At 71.1% G+C, this 22,952-nt stretch carries 21 protein-coding genes; 4 read left to right on the top strand and 17 right to left on the bottom strand.

Annotated features, from left to right (window positions below; genetic code table 11):
• Window positions 1–75: 75 nt before the first annotated feature.
• The 4 genes from ABEA43_RS51070 to ABEA43_RS51055 all read right to left on the bottom strand — a co-directional run bounded on the left by ABEA43_RS51070 (window position 76) and on the right by ABEA43_RS51055 (window position 4,787).
• Window positions 76–2,589 carry a CHAT domain-containing protein gene (locus tag ABEA43_RS51070; RefSeq protein ID WP_345573451.1) on the bottom strand — a complete coding sequence of 838 codons (2,514 nt, stop codon included), beginning with the start codon at window positions 2,587–2,589 and terminating at the stop codon, window positions 76–78.
• A gap of 131 nt (window positions 2,590–2,720) precedes the next feature.
• On the bottom strand, window positions 2,721–3,167 hold the full coding sequence (locus tag ABEA43_RS51065) for a hypothetical protein (RefSeq protein ID WP_345573449.1): 447 nt from the start codon (window positions 3,165–3,167) through the stop codon (window positions 2,721–2,723).
• Entirely contained in the window at window positions 3,164–3,700 is a 537-nt protein-coding gene (locus ABEA43_RS51060; protein WP_345573446.1) for an RNA polymerase sigma factor, read from the bottom strand. Before ABEA43_RS51060 ends, ABEA43_RS51065 begins: the two co-directional genes overlap by 4 nt.
• 73 nt (window positions 3,701–3,773) lie before the next feature.
• Window positions 3,774–4,787, bottom strand: coding sequence for a S8 family peptidase (locus ABEA43_RS51055; RefSeq protein WP_345573443.1), 1,014 nt, complete (start codon window positions 4,785–4,787; stop codon window positions 3,774–3,776).
• 175 nt (window positions 4,788–4,962) lie between these two features.
• On the opposite strand from ABEA43_RS51055, the gene ABEA43_RS51050 reads away from it, so the two are divergent.
• The gene (locus ABEA43_RS51050) at window positions 4,963–5,457 is read left to right on the top strand and encodes a DUF3145 domain-containing protein (RefSeq protein ID WP_345573441.1); all 495 of its coding nucleotides are present in this window, start codon (window positions 4,963–4,965) and stop codon (window positions 5,455–5,457) included.
• Between the two features lie 134 nt (window positions 5,458–5,591).
• Here ABEA43_RS51050 and ABEA43_RS51045 read toward each other — a convergent pair whose 3' ends face one another.
• From ABEA43_RS51045 to ABEA43_RS51005, 9 genes are all read right to left on the bottom strand, one after another.
• Window positions 5,592–7,016 carry an acyl-CoA carboxylase subunit beta gene (locus tag ABEA43_RS51045; protein WP_345573439.1) on the bottom strand — a complete coding sequence of 475 codons (1,425 nt, stop codon included), beginning with the start codon at window positions 7,014–7,016 and terminating at the stop codon, window positions 5,592–5,594.
• On the bottom strand, window positions 7,017–8,249 hold the full coding sequence (gene fabF / locus ABEA43_RS51040) for a beta-ketoacyl-ACP synthase II (RefSeq protein ID WP_345573437.1): 1,233 nt from the start codon (window positions 8,247–8,249) through the stop codon (window positions 7,017–7,019).
• A gap of 36 nt (window positions 8,250–8,285) precedes the next feature.
• Window positions 8,286–8,525, bottom strand: coding sequence for an acyl carrier protein (locus ABEA43_RS51035; protein ID WP_345573435.1), 240 nt, complete (start codon window positions 8,523–8,525; stop codon window positions 8,286–8,288).
• Between the two features lie 88 nt (window positions 8,526–8,613).
• The gene (locus ABEA43_RS51030) at window positions 8,614–9,570 is read right to left on the bottom strand and encodes a beta-ketoacyl-ACP synthase III (RefSeq protein WP_345573433.1); all 957 of its coding nucleotides are present in this window, start codon (window positions 9,568–9,570) and stop codon (window positions 8,614–8,616) included.
• Entirely contained in the window at window positions 9,567–10,463 is an 897-nt protein-coding gene (locus ABEA43_RS51025) for an ACP S-malonyltransferase (protein ID WP_345573431.1), read from the bottom strand. The genes ABEA43_RS51030 and ABEA43_RS51025 overlap by 4 nt, the downstream gene beginning before the upstream one ends.
• A gap of 103 nt (window positions 10,464–10,566) precedes the next feature.
• Complete coding sequence (locus ABEA43_RS51020; RefSeq protein WP_345573578.1) at window positions 10,567–11,691, bottom strand: PucR family transcriptional regulator; 1,125 nt, start codon at window positions 11,689–11,691, stop codon at window positions 10,567–10,569.
• 160 nt (window positions 11,692–11,851) lie between these two features.
• Window positions 11,852–12,283, bottom strand: a complete 432-nt coding sequence (locus tag ABEA43_RS51015; protein WP_345573429.1) for a DUF350 domain-containing protein — start codon at window positions 12,281–12,283, stop codon at window positions 11,852–11,854.
• Window positions 12,284–12,356: 73 nt separating this feature from the next.
• Window positions 12,357–13,502: a glutathionylspermidine synthase family protein gene (locus tag ABEA43_RS51010; protein WP_345573427.1), complete on the bottom strand. Its 1,146-nt coding sequence runs from the start codon at window positions 13,500–13,502 to the stop codon at window positions 12,357–12,359.
• 3 nt (window positions 13,503–13,505) lie between these two features.
• Window positions 13,506–13,979, bottom strand: coding sequence for a hypothetical protein (locus ABEA43_RS51005; protein WP_345573425.1), 474 nt, complete (start codon window positions 13,977–13,979; stop codon window positions 13,506–13,508).
• Between the two features lie 102 nt (window positions 13,980–14,081).
• Between ABEA43_RS51005 and ABEA43_RS51000 the strand changes: the two genes are divergently transcribed.
• From ABEA43_RS51000 to ABEA43_RS50990, 3 genes are all read left to right on the top strand, one after another.
• On the top strand, window positions 14,082–15,104 hold the full coding sequence (locus tag ABEA43_RS51000; protein WP_345573423.1) for a PHP domain-containing protein: 1,023 nt from the start codon (window positions 14,082–14,084) through the stop codon (window positions 15,102–15,104).
• A 146-nt stretch (window positions 15,105–15,250) separates the two neighbouring features.
• The gene (locus ABEA43_RS50995; RefSeq protein WP_345573420.1) at window positions 15,251–15,979 is read left to right on the top strand and encodes a helix-turn-helix transcriptional regulator; all 729 of its coding nucleotides are present in this window, start codon (window positions 15,251–15,253) and stop codon (window positions 15,977–15,979) included.
• Between the two features lie 92 nt (window positions 15,980–16,071).
• Window positions 16,072–16,428 (top strand): VOC family protein, encoded by a 357-nt coding sequence (locus tag ABEA43_RS50990; RefSeq protein WP_345573418.1) that lies wholly within the window; start codon window positions 16,072–16,074, stop codon window positions 16,426–16,428.
• A 280-nt stretch (window positions 16,429–16,708) separates the two neighbouring features.
• Here ABEA43_RS50990 and ABEA43_RS50985 read toward each other — a convergent pair whose 3' ends face one another.
• From ABEA43_RS50985 to ABEA43_RS50970, 4 genes are all read right to left on the bottom strand, one after another.
• Window positions 16,709–17,461 carry a maleylpyruvate isomerase family mycothiol-dependent enzyme gene (locus ABEA43_RS50985; RefSeq protein WP_345573416.1) on the bottom strand — a complete coding sequence of 251 codons (753 nt, stop codon included), beginning with the start codon at window positions 17,459–17,461 and terminating at the stop codon, window positions 16,709–16,711.
• A 9-nt stretch (window positions 17,462–17,470) separates the two neighbouring features.
• On the bottom strand, window positions 17,471–18,967 hold the full coding sequence (locus tag ABEA43_RS50980) for an alpha/beta hydrolase (RefSeq protein WP_345573415.1): 1,497 nt from the start codon (window positions 18,965–18,967) through the stop codon (window positions 17,471–17,473).
• Window positions 18,968–19,169: 202 nt separating this feature from the next.
• Complete coding sequence (gene aceE / locus ABEA43_RS50975) at window positions 19,170–21,917, bottom strand: pyruvate dehydrogenase (acetyl-transferring), homodimeric type (RefSeq protein ID WP_345573413.1); 2,748 nt, start codon at window positions 21,915–21,917, stop codon at window positions 19,170–19,172.
• Window positions 21,918–22,286: 369 nt separating this feature from the next.
• A complete protein-coding gene (locus tag ABEA43_RS50970) occupies window positions 22,287–22,943 on the bottom strand; it encodes a response regulator (RefSeq protein ID WP_345573410.1) in 657 nt (218 codons plus the stop codon).
• Between the last annotated feature and the right edge of the window lie 9 nt (window positions 22,944–22,952).

Here is a 22,952-nt window from a genome sequence, read left to right as displayed (position 1 = left end):
ACATCAGCCCGCATCACGCGAGCACCCGTACAACATCAGCCCCGCATCAAGCGAGCGCCGGTACGACCACGCCGTCTAGTAGAGGGGCAGGTTGCCGGCGCCGAAGCAGGTGAACTCGATCACGCCCGTCTTGGCCGCGGCGCACGCCAGCGCCGCGTCCGGCGGCTGACCCGCCGCGATGAGCTCGTGGAACATGCCCATCACCACCCGGGCCGCCTCATCCCGCACCGGCACCATGCCCGCGACCACGCACGACGTCCCCTTGGACAGGAACGTCCCCGGCAGCCCCAGCGGCGCCCCCTCCATCGGTGTCCTGGACATCCCGGAGTTGCACGCGGACAGCACCACCAGCCCGGCCGAGCGCGACACGTTCAGCAGGTCGTACGCCATCAGAGACCGGTCCTCCAGCGTGATCCCGGACACCAGCGGGCTACGGGCGTGGAACACCCCGTGCGCCGCCAGATGCAGCACGTCGGCCACCTCCAGCGCCTCCAGCACCGCCTCCGTCCGCCCGGGCGCCTCCCGCCCGCCCGGATGGCAGGCCAGCACGTGCGCGACCTCCGCGTGCGCGTGCGACAGCCCGGGACCGGCGGCGGCCACCACCAGGGGCGTCCGCCGCCCGCGGCCCCCGCGTTCCCTGGCCCGCACCCAGGCGGCCGCGCTGGCGGTCACGCTCACCGGGCGTTCGCGCAGGCACGGCAGCGCCCCCCACGGCAGCGTGTGGAGCGCTCCCACGGGCACCACGACGAGCGGCCGGTCACCGAGATGGGACAGCAGCGGGCGCAACAGCAGGCGTTCGAGCTCGGCGGCCGCCGCCTCGATCCCCGCCGCGTCGCCCTGCCTGCGCAGCGAGTAACGCAGCCGGATGATCGCCTCCTTGACCGGGACCAGGTCGCCGAGGTGCCGTACCAGGAGCCGTTCCGCCGTGATCAGCACGGCCAGCAGCGTGCCCTCGCCCGCCACGAACTCCACCAGAGCCCCCCGCCCCAGCTCGGCCCGCATCCGTTCGGGCTCAACGGGCGCGCAGGCGTGCGCGGGCGCCGCGACCGCACGCCACCGCTCAGCCCACTCGAACACCTCTCCCGCGCACCCGTCCCGCACCGCCAGCCCCAGCCCGAACGCCGCCAGCCGCTCGCCGGCCCTGGCCGCATGGGCGCGCAACGACGGGTCGTCGAACGTCTCCACCCGCTTGCCCACGTCCGCCAGCCCGTCGTTGACCGCGCGGAACGCGCCTGTGACGTCCTCCTGGAGCGCCGCCTCCAGCGCCAGCGCGTGCTGCCGCACCGGCACGGGGATCTGCGTGGTCCGCGCCAGCTTCCTGGCCTGCAGCTCCGAGGCCAGGGAGGTGAGCCGGGTACCGGCCGGCATCCACCGCTCCGACCGCTGCGCGTGCCGGGTCAGCCTGGCGAGCTGCGCGGAGGCCGTCGGGTGGTCGTCCACGGCGAGCGCCGCCTCGGCCGCCGCCAGCCGCAGGGCCGCCGCCCCCGCCAGGTTCGCGACGCCGTCCTCCAGCTCGTCGGCGCACGCGATCAGCTCGGTGATCAGCGCCGGCGTCGTCGGTTCGAGCGCCAGGCGGGAGCGCAGCAGCACCTCCCTGGCCAGCGGCAGCCACGACGCACGGTCCTGCGCGGCCAGTTCGGCCGCCGCCTGCTCGGCCACCTGGCGGGCCCGGTGCGGGTCGCCGGTGAGCAGCTCCACCTGGGCCAGCTTCAGGCGCGCCTCCGCCAGCGCCACGTGCGCGCCCGACGCCTCCAGATCGGGTACGGCCAGGCTCAACATGACCCTGGCCTCGCCGGGGAGGTGGGCGGCCAGCAGCGCGCCGGCGAAGTCGGCCCGCATCGTGGCCATCCGCTCCGGGTAGCCGAACAGCGTGTCCTCGGCCTCCCGGTAGTGCTTGAACGCTCCCGCGATGTCGCCGCGCCGGACCGCGAGGAAGGGCAGGTTGGCGGCGGCCAGGCGGGCCAGGTGCCGCAGCCCGGCGTGCCCGGCGATCTGCAGGCAGGCCGTCAGGTCGCGCATGGCGGCGTCCCAGTCGCCGCGGTAGGAGTGGACGAGCCCGCGGTTGAGCAGCCCGCCCGCCAGGAACCTGCGGTCGTCGATGGTGCCGGGCGCGGACACCAGGGCCCGCAGCGCCCGGTCGCAGGAGGCGATGGCCTCCTGGTGGCGGCCGAGATGGGCCAGGGCGACGGCGCGCTGGGTGTCGAGCTTGGCGCGGTCGAGCGGGGGCAGGTAGGCCCAGGCCAGGGCGGCCACGCGCAGGGCCTGCAGGGGATGGCCGCGCTCGGTGCGTACGGTGACGAGGGAGAGCCGCGCCTGGGCCAGCCGGTGCGGGGGCGCGCCCACGGTGCCGATGGCCTCGCGGAGCAGGCGTTCCGCGCCGTGCAGATCGCCCAGCTCGCGGGCGGCCAGCGCCATCGCTCTGAGCGACATGACCTCGGCTTCCGGGGCGCGGGCGCGGCGGGCCGCCGCGAGCACGACGCGGCCGGCGTGCAGGGCCTGGTCGGGGTCGACCAAGGCGCGGATCATGGCGGCCTCGGCTGCTGCGATGAGCGGGTCGAGGTCCCAGGACGATGACGATGTTGCGCTCATGGAGGGCCTTGGTGGAGACGGCAGGGGGGAGGGCGCGGCTCCCCCAGCCGGTCGGTGACAGAGTCGGGGCCGGATGCGCGCCCACCGGTCCGGGAGGGCGCACGAGGTGGAAGCTGAACCGGTGCGCGCGGTCAGGGCCGGATGCGTACCCATCTGGTCTGTACGGGCGCGTGACCCGGGCGGTGGCACACGACGCTGAGCCAGCCAGGAGGCAGGCCGGTCGCGGCGAAGTGGCCGGTGTGGGCGATGCGCCTGGTGAGGGTCAGATGAGGGGTGCGCACATCGACGAGGGCGCCTTCTCCCGGGTAGGGGAAGACCTGTCCCGCGACGTCGATGAGCCCGTCGCCCACCGTCACCTCCAGGTCGAAGGTGAGGCCGGCGGCGATGAACCGCACCAGGTGGGACCCGTCGTCGTCACGCACGCCGCGGATCGCGGCGCACTCGGCCGGGTTGGCCGTGACCGCCCGTGGAACCCGGAGCCCGTAGACGTCACGTGCGGCGGCGGACACGTGACTGGGCATCGGATCGTTCCCCGCGGCGAGCCGGAGGGCCGCCAGGAAGTATTCGTCGTTGATCATTGCGCCGTCTCCTGTATTGAGATCAGAGTGCGCAGTTTTTCCAGACAGCGTGCCCGGGTCGGGCCGACGCTGCCGATGGGCAATCCGAGCCGCGTCGCCATCTGCTGACTCCCGAGATCGATCGCGACCAGCTGAAGGAGTGTGCGGCACGGCTCGTGCAGGGTGGAGACCGTCTTCCAGAGCAGGCGCCGGTCGTCGGCCTCCAGGACGGCAGACGCGGGGTCGGGCTCCTCGACGACCTCGGACGAGACGATTCCGCCGCGCTCCTTGCGCAGGAGCAGAAGAGCCTCGTGGCGCACGGTGGTCGCGAGCCAGCCGCCCACTCTCGCCGGCTCCCTGATGCTGCGGAGATGCTGGAGCAGGCGCAGCCAGGAGCCCTGGACGGCGTCGGCCGCGTCGGAGTGGCTCAGGCCGCACGCGCGGGCCACGGCCCACATGCGCGGCCCGAACCTGGCCTCGAGTGTCTCCCAGGCCGATCGGTCGCCGTCGGCCGCGGCTACGAGCAGCTCCGCTGGATCACGTGGATCGAGCAATGCGGCCTCCCTTCGTCCGGCACGGGAAGGCGATCATGCCTCCTCGTGATTGCCTGAGGACTGAGCGTAAACTCTACAGACTCGCCGGGACGAGAACTCCCAGATCGGGAATTTGCCGGGTCTCCTCCGAGTCAAGGAGCCGCTTGGCCGCCTCCTTGGCCGGCTCGTGCCTGGCCGCGTCGGCGATGGTCCCGGCCACCAGCGCGGTGGCGAACGACGTGCCGCTCCACGTCGCGTAGCCGGCGAACTCGCCTGAGTCCAGGAAGCTGCTGGCCAGCCAGTCGCCGCGGGCGCAGGCGTCCACCCAGGTGCCGTATCCGGAGAAGGGCGCCCTGCGCCGCTCGGTGGAGTCGACGGCCGCCACGCCCACGGCGCAGGGGAGGGCCGCGGGCCAGAACGGGCGGTCGGAGGCGGTGTTGCCGGCGCAGGCCACCGCCACCGTGCCGGTCAGCCCGGCGATGGCGTCGGACAGCAGCGGGGGCGGCCGGTCGTCGAAGGAGTGGCCGCCGAAGGACAGGTTGAGCACGTCCGGGGGACGTTCGCGCATGCGGTGGAGCGCGCGCACCACGGTCGCCTCGTCGGTCAGCCCGTCGCCGTCGAGCACCCGGCTCACGCGCAGCGTCGCGCCGGGCGCCCGGCGCGCCAGCAGGCCCGCGATGAACGTCCCGTGGCCCGCCTGGGCCCCCTCCTGCGCGTCGGCCTGCTCGGGGCCGAGGCGGGCGTACCAGTCGGTGCCCGACCACCACGGGTGCTTGGCGACGCCCGTGTCGAGGAGCCCCACGACCACGTCCGTGCGGGACCTGCCCGGTTTGAAGCCGACGGGCGGCGTGGGGAAGGGCCTGGACGCCGGCCCGCCGAAGAACAGCGGCTGGCCGCGGAGCACGTGGTTGGGCGACGCCCTGAGACCTTGCTCACGCAGCTCCGCCGTGACCGCGCAGGGGTCGGCGTCGGCCGACAGGTGGACGACGCAGACGCCGTCCGCCTCCGAGACCGCCTGGGTCCAGCGTGACACGGCGGAGAGCGCCGACCGGTCGGTCAGGACCTGACCTGGCCGGATGAAGGCGTCGCCGACTGATTGGAGTTCCATGAGCGGGTATCTTTCCCCGCTCGCCGAACTGTCACGTGCCACTTCCGCACCAACTTGGTATGGGCCCCCTCTGGTGCCGGGTGGCGACCGACGGTAGTCTCTCCCTAGTCACTTGTGATCATCCCAGGACGAGGCCGTTGGGGAAGGCGCACCTCGTACCGAAACGGGAGGTCCGGTGTCTGCTCGTGGCGTCCTTTACGTCCACTCGGCTCAGCCCGCGCTGTGCCCTCACATCGAATGGGCAGTCGCGGGTGTCCTTGGCGTGCCCGTAGATCTGACGTGGACTCCGCAACCCGCCGCGCCCAACGTTGTGCGCGCACAGGCGGAGTGGGAGGGCCGGGCGGGCATCGCCGCGGCCATCGCCTCGTCACTCATGGGCTGGCAGCGCCTCAGGTTCGAGATCACCGAGGACGCATCGCCGGGCGTCGACGGCTCCCGGCACGCCTATACACCGACGCTCGGCGCCTACACCGCGGTCATCGGCGTCGCCGGCGACATCATGATCCCGGAAGACCGGCTGCGCACCTCCATGATGATGGCCGCCCAAGGGCGCTGTGTGCTGGAGGACGAGCTGGACAAGCTGCTCGGCAGACCGTGGGACGAGGAGCTGGAGCCGTTCAGGTACGCGGGCGACGGCGCGCCCGTCCGCTGGCTGCACGCGGCCGTCTGAGCCTCCCGGAAAGCCGTCCAGGGCCGCCTGAGGCTCCCGCAGGCCCCAAGACGTCCAGAGGGCATGGAAAGGCGTGGAAACGCCCAGAGGCCCCGCACCGGTGCAGGTGCGGGGCCTCTGGGCATTAGGCAGAGTTACAGCGGGATGTTGCCGTGCGCGCCCCTGGCCGGGGTGGCCTGGGCGAGGACCTTGGCGATCGCGCCGCGGGTCTCCTCCGGCTTGATCACCTCGTCGATGACGCCCAGCTCCTGCGCCCTGGACAGGCCGCCGGCGAGCTTCTCGTGCTCATCGGCCAGGCGCTGCTCCAGCTCGGCGCGCTCCTCCTCGGGCGCGGCCGCCAGCTCGCGCCGCTTGAGAATGCGCACCGCGGCCACCGGGCCCATGACCGCGACCTCGGTCGTCGGCCAGGCGAACACCTTGGTGGCGCCCAGCGCGCGGGAGTTCATGGCGATGTAGGCCCCGCCGTACGCCTTGCGCGTGACCAGCGTGATCCGCGGCACCGACGCCTCGGCGAAGGCGTGCAGCAGCTTGGCCCCGCGCCGGACCACGCCGTCGTGCTCCTGCCCGACGCCCGGCAGATAACCGGGAACGTCCACGAGGACAACCAATGGCACTCCGAAAGCGTCACACATACGTACGAAGCGGGCAGCTTTCTCGGCGGACGTGGCGTCGAGGCAGCCGCCCAGCCGCATCGGGTTGTTGGCGATCACACCGACCGTCCGGCCACCGAGGCGGCCGAGCGACGTGACGATGTTCGGTGCCCACTTGGGGTGCAGCTCGATGCCAGGCTCGTCGAGCAGGCCGTTGACCAGCGGCTTGACGTCGTATGCGCGGCGCGCGGACTCGGGCAGCAGCGTGGAGAAGTCGACTTCCTCGATCTCTCCTGTGCGCACCCTGCCCTGGTGGCCGAGCAGCGTGGCGAGCTGGCGCGCCTTGACGTAGGCGTCCGTCTCGGACTTGGTGATGACGTGCACGACGCCGCTGCGCTTGCTGTGCGGCTCGGGGCCGCCCAGGGCGGCGCTGTCGACGTTCTCGCCGGTGACGCTGCGGACCACGTCGGGGCCCGTGACGAAGATGCGGCCGGTGTCGGCCAGGATGACCAGGTCGGTGAGCGCGGGACCGTACGCGGCGCCGCCGGCGGCGGGGCCGACGACCACGGAGATCTGCGGCACGACGCCGGACGCCTTCGTCATGGCGGCGAACACCCGGCCGACGGCGTGCAGCGACTCGACGCCTTCGGCGAGTCGCGCACCGCCGGAGTGCCAGATTCCGATCACCGGCACCCGTTCGCGGACGGCCACGTCGTAGGCGTGCACGATGTGCTCGCAGCCCTCGCTGCCCATCGCGCCGCCCTGGAAGCGGGCGTCACTGCAGAAGGCGACGACGGGAACACCCTCGACGCGGCCCATGGCGGCGAGTACGCCGCTCTTGTCTTCGGAGGTGAGGAACCGCAGCGAGCCCTCGTCGAGCAGCGCGTTCAGACGGACGACTGGATCACGGGGATCCGCGGGCTCCTCATCGGAGCCCTCGGTCACCACCCTGTTGTCCAGTACGGTCATTTAAGCCCCCTTGAACACGACGGTCACGTTGTGTCCGCCGAACCCGAACGAGTTGTTGACGGCGGCGATGTCACCTTGCGGCAGGGCGCGGTTGCCGCCGTAGACGACGTCCACCTCGATGCCGTCGTCAAGGTTGTCGAGGTTGATCGTGGCGGGGACGATCCGCTCCTGCAGCGCCTTGATCACGAAGACGGACTCGATGCCGCCGGCGCCGCCGAGCAGGTGCCCGGTCATGGACTTGGTGGAGGTGACGAGCGGGTGGGTGCCGATGGCCTTGGCCACCGCCTGCACCTCGCCGACGTCCCCCGCGGGGGTGGAGGTGGCGTGCGCGTTGACGTGCTTGACGTCCTGGCCGGACAGGCCCGCGTCGGTCAGCGCCTGCGTCATCGCCATGATGATGCCCCGGCCCTCGGGCTCGGGCTGGGTGATGTGGTGGGAGTCGGCGGAGTAGCCGACGCCCGCGGCGACGGCGTAGATCCGCGCGCCGCGCGCCTTGGCGTGCTCCTCGGACTCCAGCACCACGATGCCGGCGCCCTCGCCGAGCACGAACCCGTCACGGTCGCGGTCCCACGGCCTGGAGGCGCCCTGCGGGTCGTCGTTGCGGGTGGACATGGCCCTGGCGGCGGCGAAGGCGGCGATGTTGAGCCCGTGGATGGCGGCCTCGGTGCCACCGGCGATCACCACGTCGGCCCGGCCGGCCCTGATCATGTCCATCGCGTAGCCGATCGCCTCGGCGCCCGACGCGCAGGCGGAGACGGTGGCGTGCACGCCGGCCTGGGCGCCCCGGTCGAGGCCGATCCAGGCGGCGGGCCCGTTGGGCATGAGCATCGGCACCGTGAAGGGCGACAGCCGGTTCCAGCCGCGCTCCTTCCAGGTGTCGTACGCGGCCAGCGTCGTCGTGATGCCGCCGATGCCGCTGGAGACCACGACGCCGAGGCGCTCGGGCGCCACCTCGGGCGAACCGGCGTCCTGCCAGGCCTCCCTCGCCGCGACCATCGCGAACTGCTCGCTACGGTCGAGGCGGCGGCTCTCGGGCCGCGGCAGCACATCGGTGGGATCGACCGCCGCCGTCCCCGCGAACTTCACGGGGACGGCGTCGATCCAATCCGTGGTCAGGGTCTCGACACCCGACTGACCGGCGAGGAGCGCCGTCCAGGTCGAGGTGACGTCTCCACCGACGGGCGTCGTCGCGCCAAGCCCGGTGACGACGACACGTACCCGGTTCGCACTCACTTTTTCGGTCTCCTAACTGGTCAGCTGGGGGTGTCTTCAGCTCTGGATGAAGGTGAGGACGTCCTTGACCGTCTTCAGGTTCTTGAGCTGGTCGTCGGGGATCTCGACGCCGAACTCGTCCTGGGCGGCCACGGCGATCTCGACCATGGACAGGGAGTCGATGTCGAGGTCGTCCACGAAGTTCTTCTCGGGGGTCACCTCAGACGCCGGAATGCCGGTGATCTCGTTGATGATCTTGCCGAGGCCCGCGAGGATGTCCTGCTCGGTGCCAGCCATGTCGGTAGTTCTCCTTTGGATTTCTGGGTTCTGTGCGGCCACGCCGCACAAGCTTGTGACGGGTGTACGGCGTGACGCCGTACGGATCCTACGGAATCTCGATCACTTGGCCCGCATAGGTCAGGCCGGCGCCGAAGCCGAGGATGAGTGCGAGACCGCCTGAGCGGACCTCGCCGCGCTCCAGCATGCGCGAGAGCGCGAGCGGGATGGAGGCGGCGGAGGTGTTGCCCGCGTTGATGATGTCGCGGGCGATGACGGCCTGGCCGGCGCCGAGTTTACGGGCGATGGCCTCGATGATGCGCAGGTTGGCCTGGTGGGGCACGAACGCCGCCAGCTCCGAGGGGTCGACGCCCGCCCGGGAGCAGGCTTCGAGCGCCACCGGGTGCAGCGCGGTGGTGGCCCAGCGGAAGACCGTCTGGCCTTCCTGGTGCAGGAAGTTCGCGCGGTCCTTGACGATGATCGCGTCGGACTTGTCGCCGGCGCTGCCCCACACGACGGGGCCGATGCCCGGCGTCTCGGAGGGGCCGACCACGGCCGCTCCCGCGCCGTCGGCGAAGATCACGGCGGTGGACCTGTCGGTCCAGTCGACCCACTGCGACAGCTTCTCCGCGCCGATGACCAGCACGTGCTTGGCCGATCCCCCGCGGACCGCGGCGCTGGCGGTGGCGAGCGCGTAGCAGAATCCGGCGCAGGCGGCGTTCACGTCGAAGGCGCCGGGAGACTTGATGCCCAGGCGGTGGGCCACGATGGCCGAGGCGTTGGGGATCTGGGACTCGAGCGTGCAGGTGGCCACGATGACCAGGTCGACGTCCTCGGGCGACAGGCCGCTCGCGGCCAGCGCCTTGCCGCCGGCGATGGTGGCCATGTCCTCGACGGACTCGCCCTCGGGAGCGACCCTGCGCTCCTTGATGCCGACCCTGGACTGGATCCACTCGTCGTTGGTGTCCATGGTGGCGGCCAGGTCGTCGTTGGTGACGACGTTGGCCGGCTGGTAGTGGCCGAGGGCCAGCACCCTGCCGCCGGGGGCGATGTCGGGGATCTTCACTTGATCAGCTCCCTGGCCGCGTCGAGATCGTCGGGGGTCTTCAGTGCCACGGTCGTGACGCCGCGCAGGCCGCGCCTGGCCAGGCCGGTCAGCGTGCCGCCGGGCAGCAGCTCGATCATCTTGGTGACGCCGAGCTCCGCCATGGTCTCCATGCAGGCGTCCCACCGCACCGGGTTGCTGATCTGCTTGACCAGCCGCTCGACGAACTCGGCGCCGGTGGCCACCGGCTGCCCGTCGGCGTTGGACAGCAGCTTGACCTGGGGATCGGCCGGGACGACGGAGCGGGCGGCCTCGCGCAGGCTCTCCACCGCCGGGCCCATGTGGTGGGTGTGGAAGGCACCCGCCACGGAGAGCGGGATGAGCCGGGCGCGGGCGGGCGCGTCCTCCTTGAACGCGGCCAGCTGCTCCAGCGTGCCGCCGGCCACGATCTGGCCGGCGCCGTTGACGTTGGCGGGCGCGAGCCCGTGCTTCTCGATGGCGGCCAGCACCTCGGCCTCGACGCCGCCGAGCACGGCGGTCATGCCGGTCTCGGTGACGGCGGCGGCCTTGGCCATGGCCTGGGCGCGGTCGCGGATCAGGGAGAGCGCCTGCTCGCTGGTCAGGACCCCGGCCAGGGCGGCGGCGGCGAACTCGCCGACGCTGTGGCCCGCCAGCAGGTCGGGGGCCGCGCCGAGCGCCTCGGCCGAGGCCAGCGCGGCGGCCACGAGCAGGGGCTGCGCGACGGCGGTGTCGCGGATCTCATCGGCCCCGGCGGTCGTCCCGTAGGCGACCAGATCGAGCCCGACGACCTCCGACCAGGCGCCGAGTCTGTCGGCGAGGCCGGGCAGCTCGAGCCAGGGAGTCAGGAAGCCTGGGGTTTGGGCACCTTGGCCCGGAGCGACGAGTACAAGCACAAAATCAACCTTGCCCTGTAGAACTCCGACACGCGGATGGAGATCCGTACGAACTTTGTCCGGGGGGTTTTGTAGGAACCCTACAGTAGGGATTTCGGGTTCATTACGTTAGGGCCCTCCAGGTTACGGCGCTTTCCGAGAGCCTGCCGAGGATGAGGCCCACCTGCAAAGTGAAGGCGGACCTGCCCTCCGTCGGCTGGTAGCCCGTCAGCTCCGTGATCTTCTTGAGGCGGTAGCGGACGGTGTTCGGGTGGACGAACAGGAGCCGGGCGGTCGCCTCCAGCGAAGTGCCCTGCTCCAGATATGTGGCCAGGGTGTCGAGCAGCGGCGTGCCGGCGAGCGGCAGGTAGACGTTCTCGATGAGTTGCCCCCTGGCGTCGGCGTCGCCGTCGAGCGCCCGCTCGGCCAGCAGATCCTCGGCGTGCACCGGGCGCGGCGCGTCGGGCCAGCCGGAGGACGCCTTCAGCCCGGCCAGCGCCGCCCTGGCGGATCTGGCGGCGGCGTGCAGGTCGGGGACCTCGGGGCCGATGACGATCGGGCCGACGCCGAAGCGGGCCACGACCTGCTTGGCCGCGTCGGTCACGCTCTCCGCGCCGCCGACGATCACGATCAGCCGGTCGGCCTGCACCCCGGCCAGCAGATCCATGCCGATGCGGCGGCCCTTCTCGCGCAGGCCGTCGATGACCGCCCGCGGATCGCCGTCGGGGGCGTGTCCGGCGATGACGACCACGGGGGCGGAGGTCCAGCCGAGCGCGGCGGCCCAGGAGTGCAGGCCGTCGTCCACCTCACCGCGTACGAGGGCGTCCACGATCAGGGCCTCCAGCCTGGCGTCCCACGAGCCCCTGGCCTCGGCCTCCCTGGCGTAGACGTGGGCGGCGGCGAAGGCCACGTCGCGGGTGTAGCGCAGCATGGCCTGCTGGAGCTGGTCCTCGCCGCCTGGCGAGGCCAGCTCGTGGGCCTGCGCCTCGACGACCTCGACCACGACCCTGACGATGTCGACGGTCTGCTGCAGCGAGATCGACCGCTTGAGCTCGCGCGGCGCCGTGCCGAAGAACTCGATGCTGGGCGTGGGCCGGTCTTCCCCCGCGTGCTGGAACCACTCGACGAACGCGGCGATGCCGGCCTGGGCCACGAGCCCCACCCACGAACGGTCCTCGGCGCTGAGCGCGCGGAACCAGGGGAGCTGGTCGTCCATGCGGGCCATCGCCGCCGTGCCGAGCGCGCCCATGGCCCGTTCGAGCCTGCGAGTGGTGTCCTCCCGGGTCCGGTCTGTCACGCCTCCTAGAGTGCCAGGTCCGTCCGGCTGACCGCGACGGCGGTAGGGGGACGGGGCACTCCAGGAGGCGGTACGGGGACGGCCGTCCGCCTGGCGGCAGGGGGACGGGTGCTCAGATGACGGCGACCGCCGTGATCAGGCCGATCGCGAGGTGGGTGACCGAGAGCAGGCGCGCGCCCGGCTGCAGCTCGCTCTCCTTCACCAGGTCGCGCACCGAGATGCCGACGACCTTGTCGAACACGAGCATCGCCACGGTCTGCACGACGATGCCGACCAGGCCGAACACCGCCGTGCCCGCCAGGCCCTCCGCCAGCCTGCCGCCGGAGGCCCAGATGGAGGCGGCCACGATCAGGCCCACGGCGGCCAGCGCCGAGGTGGTCAGCAGGGTGGCGTTCGGGTTGCGCTCGGTGCGGATGACCTCGCTGAGCTTGCCGGGCGTGGCCCAGTCGATCACGTAGAAGCCGACGATCATCAGGATCACGCCGACGGCGGCGTAGGCGGCGATGGCGCCCGCGCCGCGGGCGAGGGTTTCGAGAAGAGTCACGTCAGTTCCAATCACGGGGAGTGGCCCACGCTCGAAAAGGGACGACGGGGCGGGTGCGGGTGCGGGTGCGATGTCAGTCTCGGATGCGGTGCGGGACGAAGGAGGAGGTGTCGTCGGTGATGAGGCCGGTCGTCTCCCTGATGCCCAGGCCGGCCGCCTCGTCGGCGACGACCCAGGCGCCGAGCACCGGCCGCTGCCCCTCGAACACCGGCAGCGCCTCGAAGCCCTGGAAGACGTAGCCCTCGGAGCCGTACGAGCCGGGCGTCTCCTGGGTGCCCTCGGGTGTGACGATGCGCATCGAGGCGCCCTCCCTGCCGAGCAGCGGCTTGGCGATGTAGGAGGTCAGCTCTCTGGGACCGTCGAGGTAGGCGGGCAGCAGGCTGGGATGGCCGGGATAGAGCTCCCACAGCACCGCCAGCAGCGCCTTGTTGGACAGCAGTGTCTTCCACAGTGGCTCGATCCAGGTGGCGTGCCGTACGGCGTGCCGCCCGAAGTCGTCGGCCAGCATCCACTCCCACGGGTAGAGCTTGAACGCCGAGCGGATCACCTGGTCGCCGGCGTCGACGAAGCGGCGGTTGAGCGCGTCCCAGCCGATGTCCTCCATGGCGACGGCCATCGTCGCCAGCCCGGCCTGCTCGGCCGTCTCCTGCAGGTAGGCCACCGTCATGGCCTCTTCGCCCGTCTCGTCCGTGTTCGTGAACGCGAAGTGGGTGGGCCCCGGCGGCAGCCGCAGCTCGCGCCAGTGCTCGATGAGCCGCTCGTGCACGGAGTTCCACTGGTCGTCGTCCGGATGGACGTCCTGCAGCCAGAACCACTGCACCACCGAGGACTCCACCAGCGAGGTCGGCGTGTCGGCGTTGTACTCCAGCAACTTGGCCGGGCCGGTGCCGTCGTAGCGCAGGTCGAAGCGGGCGTACAGGTAGGGGTCGCGGCGCTCCCAGGAGCTCGTCACGTCCTCCCATGCCCACTCGGGGATGGCGAAGTCGGCGAAGCGCCCGCTCGACACCACGTGCTCGACCGTGCGCAGGCACATGGCGTGGAGCTCCTCGACCTGCTCCTCCAGCGCCTCGACCTCGTCCATCGAGAAGACGTAGTGGACGGACTCGTCCCAGTAGGGCCTGCTCAGACCCTCAGGGTGGGCGGCCCGGTGGTAGGCCAGGCCCTGGCCCTCGATCGTCTTCTCCCAGCCGTCCCTGGGTGTGCCGTGCTCGCGCCGCATCAGTCAGCTCCCGCTGCTCCACCGGTTGCCGAAGCCACCGCGCTGGATCTCTTTGCCCGTGCGGCTGCTGATGTTCACGTCGGAGGGCCGGTAGGTGGTGCCGCCGCGCACGCGGGTGCCGACCCTCGTGCCGCCGTAGTACCACAGGTACGCCCCGCGCGAATAGCCGCTGCTGTAGTAGTGGCTCGACGTGCCGTCGTCGTCGCAGTAGGAGTCGTCCACGACCTCGTAGGTGCCGTCCTCGGGGACCGGCGTCGCGGTGTCGCCGGGGAGGGGCGTGGGGCTGCTGCTCGGCTGCGGGGTGGCGCTGCTGTCGACGACCATGACGCAGTCGGCGGTGACCTCGTCATCGTCGTCGCCCGACTCCGCGATCGCCCAGATGCCGACCAGCGTCAGCGACAGGACGCCGAGCACGGCCAGCGGAACGGCCTTGGACGACTTGCGCGCCGGCTCTTGGGGATGGGGCGGTGGTGCCATCTAGCTCCTGCTTTCATCGGCCGAACAGCCTATCGGTGGCGCTGGCTCACGTTCAATCAGTAACGGCTGCCTGTTGCTATCGGTTTGGGTATGAATCAACGCATGGATCCCGTTGATGCCCTGCGCGAAATCGCCTTCCTGCTGGAGCGGGCCGGGGAGCCCACGTACCGCGTACGAGCCTTCCGCCGCGCCGCCTCGGTCGTCGCCGACCTGCCCGAGGGCGAGCTGGACCGGCTGGCCCGCGGCGGCGGGCTCGGCGATCTGCCCGGTATCGGCAAGGTCACCGCATTGGTGGTCAACGAAGCGCTTTCCGGTCAGGTTCCGACATATCTCCGCAGAATGCGCGCCACCGAGGGGATGGAGCTGGACGACGAGACCGCGGCGCTGCGGTCGGCGTTGAAAGGGGATCTGCACAGCCATTCCGACTGGTCGGACGGCGGCTCGCCGATCGAGGAGATGGCGGAGGCGGCCATCGGGCTCGGACACGCATACTGGGCGCTGACCGACCACTCGCCGCGCCTGACGGTGGCCAAGGGGCTGTCGGCCGAGCGGCTGGAGCGCCAGCTCGACGTGGTGGCCGAGCTGAACGAGCGGCTGGCGCCGTTCAGGATCCTGACCGGGATCGAGGTCGACATCAACCTGGACGGCTCGCTCGACCAGGAGCCGAAGCTGCTGGAGCGGCTGGACGTGGTGGTGGCCAGCGTGCACTCGAAGCTGCGCATGGGCTCGGAGGACATGACGCGCAGGATGGTCACGGCCATCGCCGACCCGCTGGTGAACGTGCTGGGGCACTGCACGGGCCGGGTGGTGCAGGCGGGCGGGAAGCGGGGGGTGAAGCGGCCGGAGTCGGAGTTCGAGGCGGAGCTGGTCTTCGAGGCGTGCCGGCGGTTCGGGGTGGCGGTCGAGATCAACTCGCGGCCCGACCGGCTCGACCCGCCGAAGCGGCTGATGCGGCTGGCGTACGAGATGGGGTGCGTGTTCGCGATCGACTCCGACGCGCACGCGCCGGGGCAGCTCGACTGGCAGCGGTACGGATGCGAGCGCGCCGCCCGGTGCGGGATCGAGGCCGGGCGGATCGTCAACACGTGGCCGCTGGACCGGCTCCTCGAATGGACCGGGGCCTGAGCCCGAGCAGGGCCGGTCAGCCGGTGCCTGCGTCCGGCGCGAGACACCTCCGGGACGTGAGACCCCTGTAGCCGGTTGGTGAGGCGCGGGTTGCGGAGGCGGCGCAGGCGGCGTGATTGTCGGTGGCGCCGCGTAGCGTCTCGGCTGTGAACCGTACCGATCGGCTCTACGCGCTCGTCGAGGACCTGCGCGCCATCTCGCCGCGCTGCCGCTCCGCCCGCGAGCTGGCCGAGCGGTTCGAGGTGAGCGCGCGCACGATCGAGCGCGACATCACCGCCTTGCAGGAGTCGGGGGTGCCGATCTACGCCGAGACGGGGCGCAAGGGCGGTTACGCCATCGACAAGAAGATGTCCTTGCCGCCGCTCAACTTCGCCCCCGCCGAGGCCGTGGCCATCGCGGTGGCGCTGAGCCGGGCCGGCGACCAGCCGTTCGGCAGGCAGGCGCGCAGCGCGTTACGCAAGGTGGTGGCCGCGATGCCGGGCACCGAGGGCGAGCTGGCCAGGGAGCTGGCCAGGCGGGTGCAGCTCGTCCAGGAGCCGCCGCAGCCGGGCGCGGTGCTCCAGCCGCTCGGCGCGGAGGGCATCTCCCGGGCCATCGAGGAGGCGCTGCTGCGCCGTCGCGTGCTCAGGCTCGACTACGCCGACGCCAAGGGCGCGCTGACCTCGCGCGACGTCGAGCCGGGGGTGTTCCTGGGCGGGCGGGGCGGTTTCTGGTATCTCGTGGCGTGGTGCCGGTTACGCGATGACGTACGCGTCTTCCGGCTCGACCGCATCGCCGCCGCCGCCGTCACCGCCGAGCGCTGCCCCGAACGGCCGCTCGAAGGCTTCGCCACCGATGTGCCCGAGCTGCTCGTGCACGGCACCGTCCTCGACTAACCCTTCTCACTCGAAAAATCAATCGAAAACACCGACATAGGGTTGTCGCCTCAGCATTAGATCGTTGTCCTGTTCGAGAAAGGGAGACAACGATGGACAACACGGTGACCTGGTTCGAGGTTGCGACCGACGATCCCGAAGGCGCCCAGCAGTTCTACGGCGGGTTGTTCGGCTGGACGTTCGCGCGTGAGAAGGGCCCGATCGACTACCGCATGATCGGCTATCCGGAGGGTGCGCAGCCGGCGGGCGGTCTCTACAACACCAAGGGCGAGTTCCCCGCGCACGCCATCTTCCACGTGCAGGTGGCCGACGTCGAGGAGACCTGTGCCAGGAGCGAGTCGCTCGGGGGCAAGGTGGTCATGAAGGTGATCGACGACGGCGCGGGCACCGATTTCGCCTATGTCCGCGACGCGTCGGGCAGCCTCTTCGGCGTCTTCCACCGCAGGTGACGCCGGGCGTGCGCCGCCTGCGGCGAGCTTTTCCTGGCGCGCGATGCCCGCGGGGGCTTTTCTCCCGCAGGTGACGCGTGCCCGGCCGCGACGCCCGCCAGGACCTTTTCCCCGCAGGTGATGACCTGCTCGCGAAGCCGGGGAGAGCACCTTCCCCGCCGACTCCGGCAGGCGAGCGGGCCGCTTCTGAGAGGCGGTTCACCCCTCGCCCTGGACACGCCGCCGATCGCCGAGCGGCGGCGCGTCCAGGGCCAAGCGCTCCCGCGACGGCCCAGCAGGATCAGAAGGCGGCTGCGGCGAGCCAGCGGGTGAGGAGGTCGCGGTCGCCGTACACGGTGAGCGTGTCGGGTGAGCGCCGGCCGTACAGCAGGAGCAGCAGGTCGCTCGCCGTCCCCTGGACGGCGGCGTCGCCCTTGGCGTGGCCGGGCGCCCAGGAGATCGTCCCGGCGGGCCCCTGGGTGATGGTCCACTCCCCGTCGGCGTCGTTCGCGTGGAGGTGGATCGTGGCCCCCTCCACGCCGAGCTCGGCCAGCGGCCGGGTGACCCAGGAGGCGTGCGGCAGGTTGTGCAGAAACTCCTCCACGCCGTCGATCGCGACCTCCGCCGGGATGACCGGGTCGATGCCGAGCGCGAGCTCGGCGTCGGCCCGGTGGATCACCAGCTCGAAGAGCATCCGCCGGGGCCACCAGGAGGCCCGCTTGTCCGGGCCCCAGGTCCAGACCGCCAGCTCCGGGTCGGTCGTGCGCAGCGTGTCGAGCAGCTCGGCGGCCCCGGCCATGAGCCAGTCCGCGTCGCCGCTCCTGCCCTCCGGCAGGTCGCTGGGCACCTGCCGCGACCAGATCCGCTCCTGGACCCGGCCGCGCAGGACGTGCACCGTCCAGCGGTGCGTCCGGCCGACGTGCGTGATGAGCTCGGCGAGCGTCCATCCCGGGCACGTGGGCACCGGGATGGACAGGTCGTCCGCCAGGGCCGCCAGCCGGGCGGTCTCCGTCTCGATACGGGAGATCATCGCCTTCGCGTCGTGATCCGTCATGCGCTCAGACTAGGCCGCCGGGCAGCTCGCGTTCTTCTCGGGCAGCTTGCCCTCGATCAGGAAGCCGTCCACGAGCCCCTGGATGCACTTGCTGCCCGACAGGTACGCGCCGTGCCCCTCACCCTGGTAGGTGACCAGCGTGGCCGTCTTGAGCTGGGCCGTCAGCTTCGGCGCCCACTCGTACGGCGTGGCCGGGTCGCCCTTGCCGCCCACCACCACGATCGGCGCGGACCCGGTGGCGTTCACGTGCCGCGCCTGGTCGCTGCCCTTGGCCGGCCAGACCCGGCACAGCCCGCCCGAGCCCTCGCTGCCGAACAGCGGCGAGATCTTCAGCGCGGCCGCCTCCGTGCGCTTCAGCTCGGCCTCGGAAGGCCGCTCGGCGGTGTCCACGCAGGTGATGGCCGGGAAGCTGGTCATCTGGGTGGAGTAGCTGCCGTCCTCGTTGCGCCCGGTGTAGGAGTCGGCCAGGTACATCAGCGCGTCGCCGTTGCCCCTGAGCGCCTCGCCGAGCGCCTGCTCCAGGAACGGCCAGGTCAGCTCCGAGTAGAGCGCGGCGGCCACCCCGGTGGCGCCCAGGCCCTGCGTGAGCTGGCGGTTGCCGACCTGCAGCGGCTTCTGGGAGAGCTGGGTCATCAGCTTCTCGACGTTCGCGTTGGCGATGGCCTGGTCCCTGCCGACGTCGCAGCCGCCCTTGACGCACGAGCGCAGGAAGCTCTCGTACGCCTTCTGGAACCCGCGCGTCTGCGCCAGCGTGCGCTGCTCGAACGTGACCGTCGGGTCGAGCGGCGCGTCGAGCACCATGCGGCCCACGTTCTTGGGGAACTCGGTGGCGTAGACCCCGCCGAGTTGCGTGCCGTACGACATGCCGACGTAGTTGAGCTTGGCGTCGCCCACCGCGGCGCGGATGCGATCCATGTCGCGGGCGGCGTTCACGGTGCCGATGTGGGGGAGGATCTTGCCGGAGTTCTGCTGGCAGAGGGCGGCGAACTGCTTGTTGGCCGCCGCGATCTGCCGGTCGGTCTCGTCGTCGGCGGGCAGCGTGTCCAGCGAGGTGAACTTGTCCATCTCCGCCCCGTTGCCGCAGCGCACGCCCGCGCTGCGCTCGACGCCGCGCGGGTCGAAGCTGACCAGGTCGTAGTGGGCCCGCAGCGTCGTGAGCGCCTTGGCGGCCTGGTCGAGCGTGTCGACGCCGGAGGCGCCGGGGCCGCCGAAGTTGAACACCACCGAGCCGAGCGGCTTGCTCTTGCCGGTGGCGGGCAGCTTGATGAGCGCGAGGTCGATCTTGTCGCCGTCGGGCTTGGCGTAGTCGAGCGGCACGGCCAGCTTCCCGCAGCGTACGGAGGAGTCCTGCTTGGCCGGCGGCTCGCCGTCGGGACGCTTGATGTCGGTGCACGGTCCCCACGCGATCTTGTCGGGGTCGGCCGTGGACTGGGTGGCCGGCTCCGCGGGTGCGGTGGAACAGCCGGCGGCCGTCACCAGCAGGGCGGCGGCAAGAACGCGTCGCATAACGAAACTTCCCCTCATCTCTCAGGGGGAAGTAGTGCCCACAATACGTGACCCCGCACCAAACCTGGGTGAGGCGGCACGTACCCCTCCTGAACGTGCCGCCTCACCGACCAAACGGCGCGAGCGGCCGAATATGACGGCGCTCCCGCGAAAAACATTTCGCGGGAGCGCCGTCGCCGGATCACTCGGATCCAGATTTTTCTCAGACGCCCATCGACTGGGTGTCGTTGCTCTCCGCCCCACCGGCCTCGGTGACGCCGTTCTTGAGGTGGTAGCGGGCGATGGCCTCGCGCAGCACCTCGCCGTCGAGCTCGCCCCGCTTGACCAGGCTGGTCAGCACGGCCAGGGTGATCGAGGCGGCGTCCACGTGGAAGTGGCGGCGCAGCGCCGAGCGGGTGTCGGACAGGCCGAAGCCGTCGGTGCCCAGCGAGGACCAGTCACCCGGCACCCACTGCGCGATCTGGTCCTGGACGGCCTTCATGTAGTCGCTGACGCCCACGAACGGCCCCTGCGCCTGCGACAGCGCCTGGGTCACGTAGGGGACGCGCCGTTCCGCGTCGGGGTTGAGGAGGTTGTACTCCTCGCACGCCAGCGCGTCGCGGCGCAGCTCGGTCCACGACGTCGCCGACCACACGTCGGCCGACACGCCCCAGTCTTCGGCCAGCAGCCGCTGCGCCTCCACGGCCCACGGGCCGGCCACGCCGGAGGACAGGATGTTGGCCTTCGGGCCCTGCGTCTGCGGCCCGGCCGCGAACCTGTACAGGCCCTTCAGCAGCCCCTGCACGTCCAGGTCCGCGGGCTGCGCGGGCTGCAGGTAGGGCTCGTTGTAGACGGTCAGGTAGTAGAAGACGTCCTCGGGCTGGTCGCCGTACATCCTGCGCAGGCCGTCCTTGACGATGTGCGCGACCTCGAAGGCCCAGGACGGGTCGTAGGAGATCGCGGCCGGGTTCGTCGAGGCGATGAGCGGCGTGTGGCCGTCCTCGTGCTGCAGGCCCTCGCCGTTGAGCGTGGTGCGGCCCGCGGTGGCGCCGAGCAGGAACCCGCGGGTCATCTGGTCGGCCATCTGCCACATCTGGTCGCCGGTGCGCTGCCACCCGAACATCGAATAGAAGATGTAGATCGGGATCATGTGCTCGCCGTGCGTGGCGTAGGCGGTGCCGGCCGCGATGGCCGAGGCCATCGAGCCCGACTCGCTGATGCCCTCGTGCAGGATCTGCCCCTGCACGGACTCCTTGTACGACAGCAGCAGCTCCCTGTCGACGGCCTCGTAGGTCTGGCCGTGCGGGGAGTAGATCTTCGCCGTCGGGAACATGGCGTCGAGACCGAATGTACGGGCCTCGTCGGGAATGATCGGCACGAACCTGTGGCCGATCTCCTTGTCGCGCATGAGGTCCTTGAGCAGCCGCACGAACGCCATCGTGGTGGCCACCTGCTGCTTGCCCGAGCCCTTGCCGAACTGGCCGTAGATGTCGTCGGCCGGCAGCTTGACCGGCTTGGCGCGCATGACCCGCTTGGGCAGCACGCCGCCGAGCGCGGCGCGGCGCTCCATCATGTACTCGATCTCGGGGTCGTGCTCGCCCGGGTGGAAGTAGGGCGGCAGGTCGCCTTCGAGGGCCGAGTCGGGGATCGGCAGGTAGAGCCTGTCCCGGAACTCCTTGAGCTCGGCCTTGGTGAGCTTCTTCATCTGGTGCGTGGCGTTGCGCGCCTCGAAGTCCTTGCCCAGCGTCCAGCCCTTGATGGTCTGGGCGAGGATCACGGTCGGCTGGCCGACGTGCTCGCGGGCCGCCTTGAACGCCGCGTAGACCTTGCGGTAGTCGTGGCCGCCGCGCGACAGCTTGCGGATGTCGTCGTCGGTCAGGTGCTCGGCCATCTTCCGCAGGCGGGGGTCGCCGCCGAAGAAGTGGTCGCGGATGTAGCCGCCGGACTCGACCGAGTAGGTCTGGAACTGGCCGTCGGGCGTCGTGTTCATCTGGTTGACCAGCACGCCGTCGACGTCGGCCGCGAGCAGCGGGTCCCAGTCGCGGCCCCAGACGACCTTGATCACGTTCCAGCCGGCGCCGCGGAAGTAGGACTCCAGCTCCTGGATGATCTTGCCGTTGCCGCGCACGGGGCCGTCGAGCCGCTGCAGGTTGCAGTTGATCACGAACGTGAGGTTGTCGAGCTCTTCACGCGCGGCCAGGCCGATCGCGCCGAGCGACTCGGGCTCGTCCATCTCGCCGTCGCCGAGGAAGGCCCATACGTGGCTGCGGCTGGTGTCCTTGATCTGGCGGTTGAGCAGGTAGCGGTTGAACCGCGCCTGGTAGATCGCGCCGATCGGCCCCAACCCCATGGAGACGGTCGGGAACTCCCAGAAATCGGGCATGAGCCGCGGGTGCGGGTAGGAGGGCAGCCCGTGGAAGCCGTGCGACAGCTCCTGGCGGAACGCGTCGAGCTGGGCCTCGTTGAGGCGCCCCTCAAGGAAGGCGCGGGCGTAGATGCCGGGCGCCGCGTGCCCCTGGAAGAAGACCTGGTCGCCCGACTCGCCATGGTCCTTGCCGCGGAAGAAGTGGTTGAAGCCCACTTCGTAGAGCGAGGCGGCCGAGGCGTAGGTCGCGATGTGGCCGCCGACGTTGGTGCGGGCGTTGGCCCTGGACACCATGATGGCCGCGTTCCAGCGGATGTAGGCGCGGATGCGGCGCTCGACGTGCTCGTCACCCGGGAACCAGGGCTCGCGCTCCGGCGGGATCGTGTTGATGTAGTCGGTGCTGCGCAGGCCCGGCACGCCGACCTGGTGCTCGCGGGCCCGCTCCAGCATGCGCAGCATGAGGTAGCGGGCTCTGGTGCGGCCCTCGGCCTTGACGACGTTGTCGAGAGATTCGAGCCACTCGTTGGTCTCGCTGGGGTCGACATCAGGCAGTTGGCTGGGTAGGCCGTCGCTGATGATCGAGAATCGCTGGCGTCCGGAAGCCACTGGGTCTCGCCTTCCGAGATGGACTGATGTCTGGTCTGGGTCGCCTTCCATCCTGGTCGCTAGTCGTAGAAAACGCATCTCTACTGGCCGGTAACCAGGGTGTCCCTGCTGGCAGGGCCGTGCACGATGGCCTAGACCACCGATGGTAGGACGAATCGCCACCAAAGGTTACATCCCGGGAGCAATTTAACAAGACCGGAAAACGAACGAAATTTCGCACGAATGTCGGCCCTAGTGGAACGCGGGCTCCCGTGGTCGGTGTCGTACCATTGAGCCTCCCCAGAAGCGGGCAGGTTCTCACCCCGCGAGCGCCCCCTAGGCGCCGGGCGAGTCTAGCCGCCATGCCCCAGCGGGTTGGCCATGACCCGCTCAAAGGGCCTCGTCCAGCGGTACGACGCCCTGCTGGAGCGCGTAGATGGCGGCCTGGGTGCGATCGGCCACCCCGAGCTTGCCCAGGATGCTGGAGACGTGTGACTTGACCGTCTCCCTGCCCATGCGCAGGTCCTTGGCGATCTCGGCGTTGGACCGGCCCCTGGCGAGCGCGGACAGCACGTCGCGTTCTCTCGGGGTGAGGGTGTCGAGCGGCTGGGGGCGTTCGCCGCGGCGTACCTGCCTGACCAGGAGCGCGGCGATGCCCGGCGCGAGCACGCTGCCGCCGCGGGCGGCCGCGCGCACGGCCTCGACCATGCGGTCGATCGCGGTCGTCTTCGACAGGTACGACAGCGCGCCGAGCCGCACCGCCTCGACCACCCTGTCGTCGTCCTGGAACGAGCTCAGCACGATCACGGCGGGCTGCCCGCCCGGGTCGTCGCGCAGCTTCTCCAGGACCTGGAGGCCGTCCAGGACGGGCATGACCAGGTCGAGGAGCAGCACGTCGGGGCGCAGCGCCCGGACGGCCCGCAGCGCCTCGGCTCCGTCGGCGCTCTCGCCGGCGACCTCGATGCCGTCCTCCTGATCGAGGACGAACCGCAGGCCCTGACGGACCACCTCGTGGTCGTCCGCGATGAGGACGCGAATGGGCGTCATGGGCGTCCT

Source organism: Nonomuraea rosea, from assembly GCF_039539705.1.
Taxonomy (GTDB): Bacteria; Actinomycetota; Actinomycetes; order Streptosporangiales; family Streptosporangiaceae; genus Nonomuraea; species Nonomuraea rosea.
This window is presented reverse-complemented; position numbering and strand designations above follow the sequence as displayed.

Coding starts and splice junctions, on each gene's coding strand:
- ABEA43_RS51070 (WP_345573451.1), bottom strand. CDS start 2,589: ATGAGCGCAACATCGTCATCGTCCTGGGACCTCGACCCGCTCATCGCA.
- ABEA43_RS51065 (WP_345573449.1), bottom strand. CDS start 3,167: ATGATCAACGACGAATACTTCCTGGCGGCCCTCCGGCTCGCCGCGGGG.
- ABEA43_RS51055 (WP_345573443.1), bottom strand. CDS start 4,787: ATGGAACTCCAATCAGTCGGCGACGCCTTCATCCGGCCAGGTCAGGTC.
- ABEA43_RS51045 (WP_345573439.1), bottom strand. CDS start 7,016: ATGACCGTACTGGACAACAGGGTGGTGACCGAGGGCTCCGATGAGGAG.
- ABEA43_RS51035 (WP_345573435.1), bottom strand. CDS start 8,525: ATGGCTGGCACCGAGCAGGACATCCTCGCGGGCCTCGGCAAGATCATC.
- ABEA43_RS51020 (WP_345573578.1), bottom strand. CDS start 11,691: ATGGGCGCGCTCGGCACGGCGGCGATGGCCCGCATGGACGACCAGCTC.
- ABEA43_RS51010 (WP_345573427.1), bottom strand. CDS start 13,502: ATGCGGCGCGAGCACGGCACACCCAGGGACGGCTGGGAGAAGACGATC.
- ABEA43_RS51005 (WP_345573425.1), bottom strand. CDS start 13,979: ATGGCACCACCGCCCCATCCCCAAGAGCCGGCGCGCAAGTCGTCCAAG.
- ABEA43_RS51000 (WP_345573423.1), top strand. CDS start 14,082: ATGGATCCCGTTGATGCCCTGCGCGAAATCGCCTTCCTGCTGGAGCGG.
- ABEA43_RS50990 (WP_345573418.1), top strand. CDS start 16,072: ATGGACAACACGGTGACCTGGTTCGAGGTTGCGACCGACGATCCCGAA.
- ABEA43_RS50985 (WP_345573416.1), bottom strand. CDS start 17,461: ATGACGGATCACGACGCGAAGGCGATGATCTCCCGTATCGAGACGGAG.
- ABEA43_RS50980 (WP_345573415.1), bottom strand. CDS start 18,967: ATGCGACGCGTTCTTGCCGCCGCCCTGCTGGTGACGGCCGCCGGCTGT.
- ABEA43_RS50970 (WP_345573410.1), bottom strand. CDS start 22,943: ATGACGCCCATTCGCGTCCTCATCGCGGACGACCACGAGGTGGTCCGT.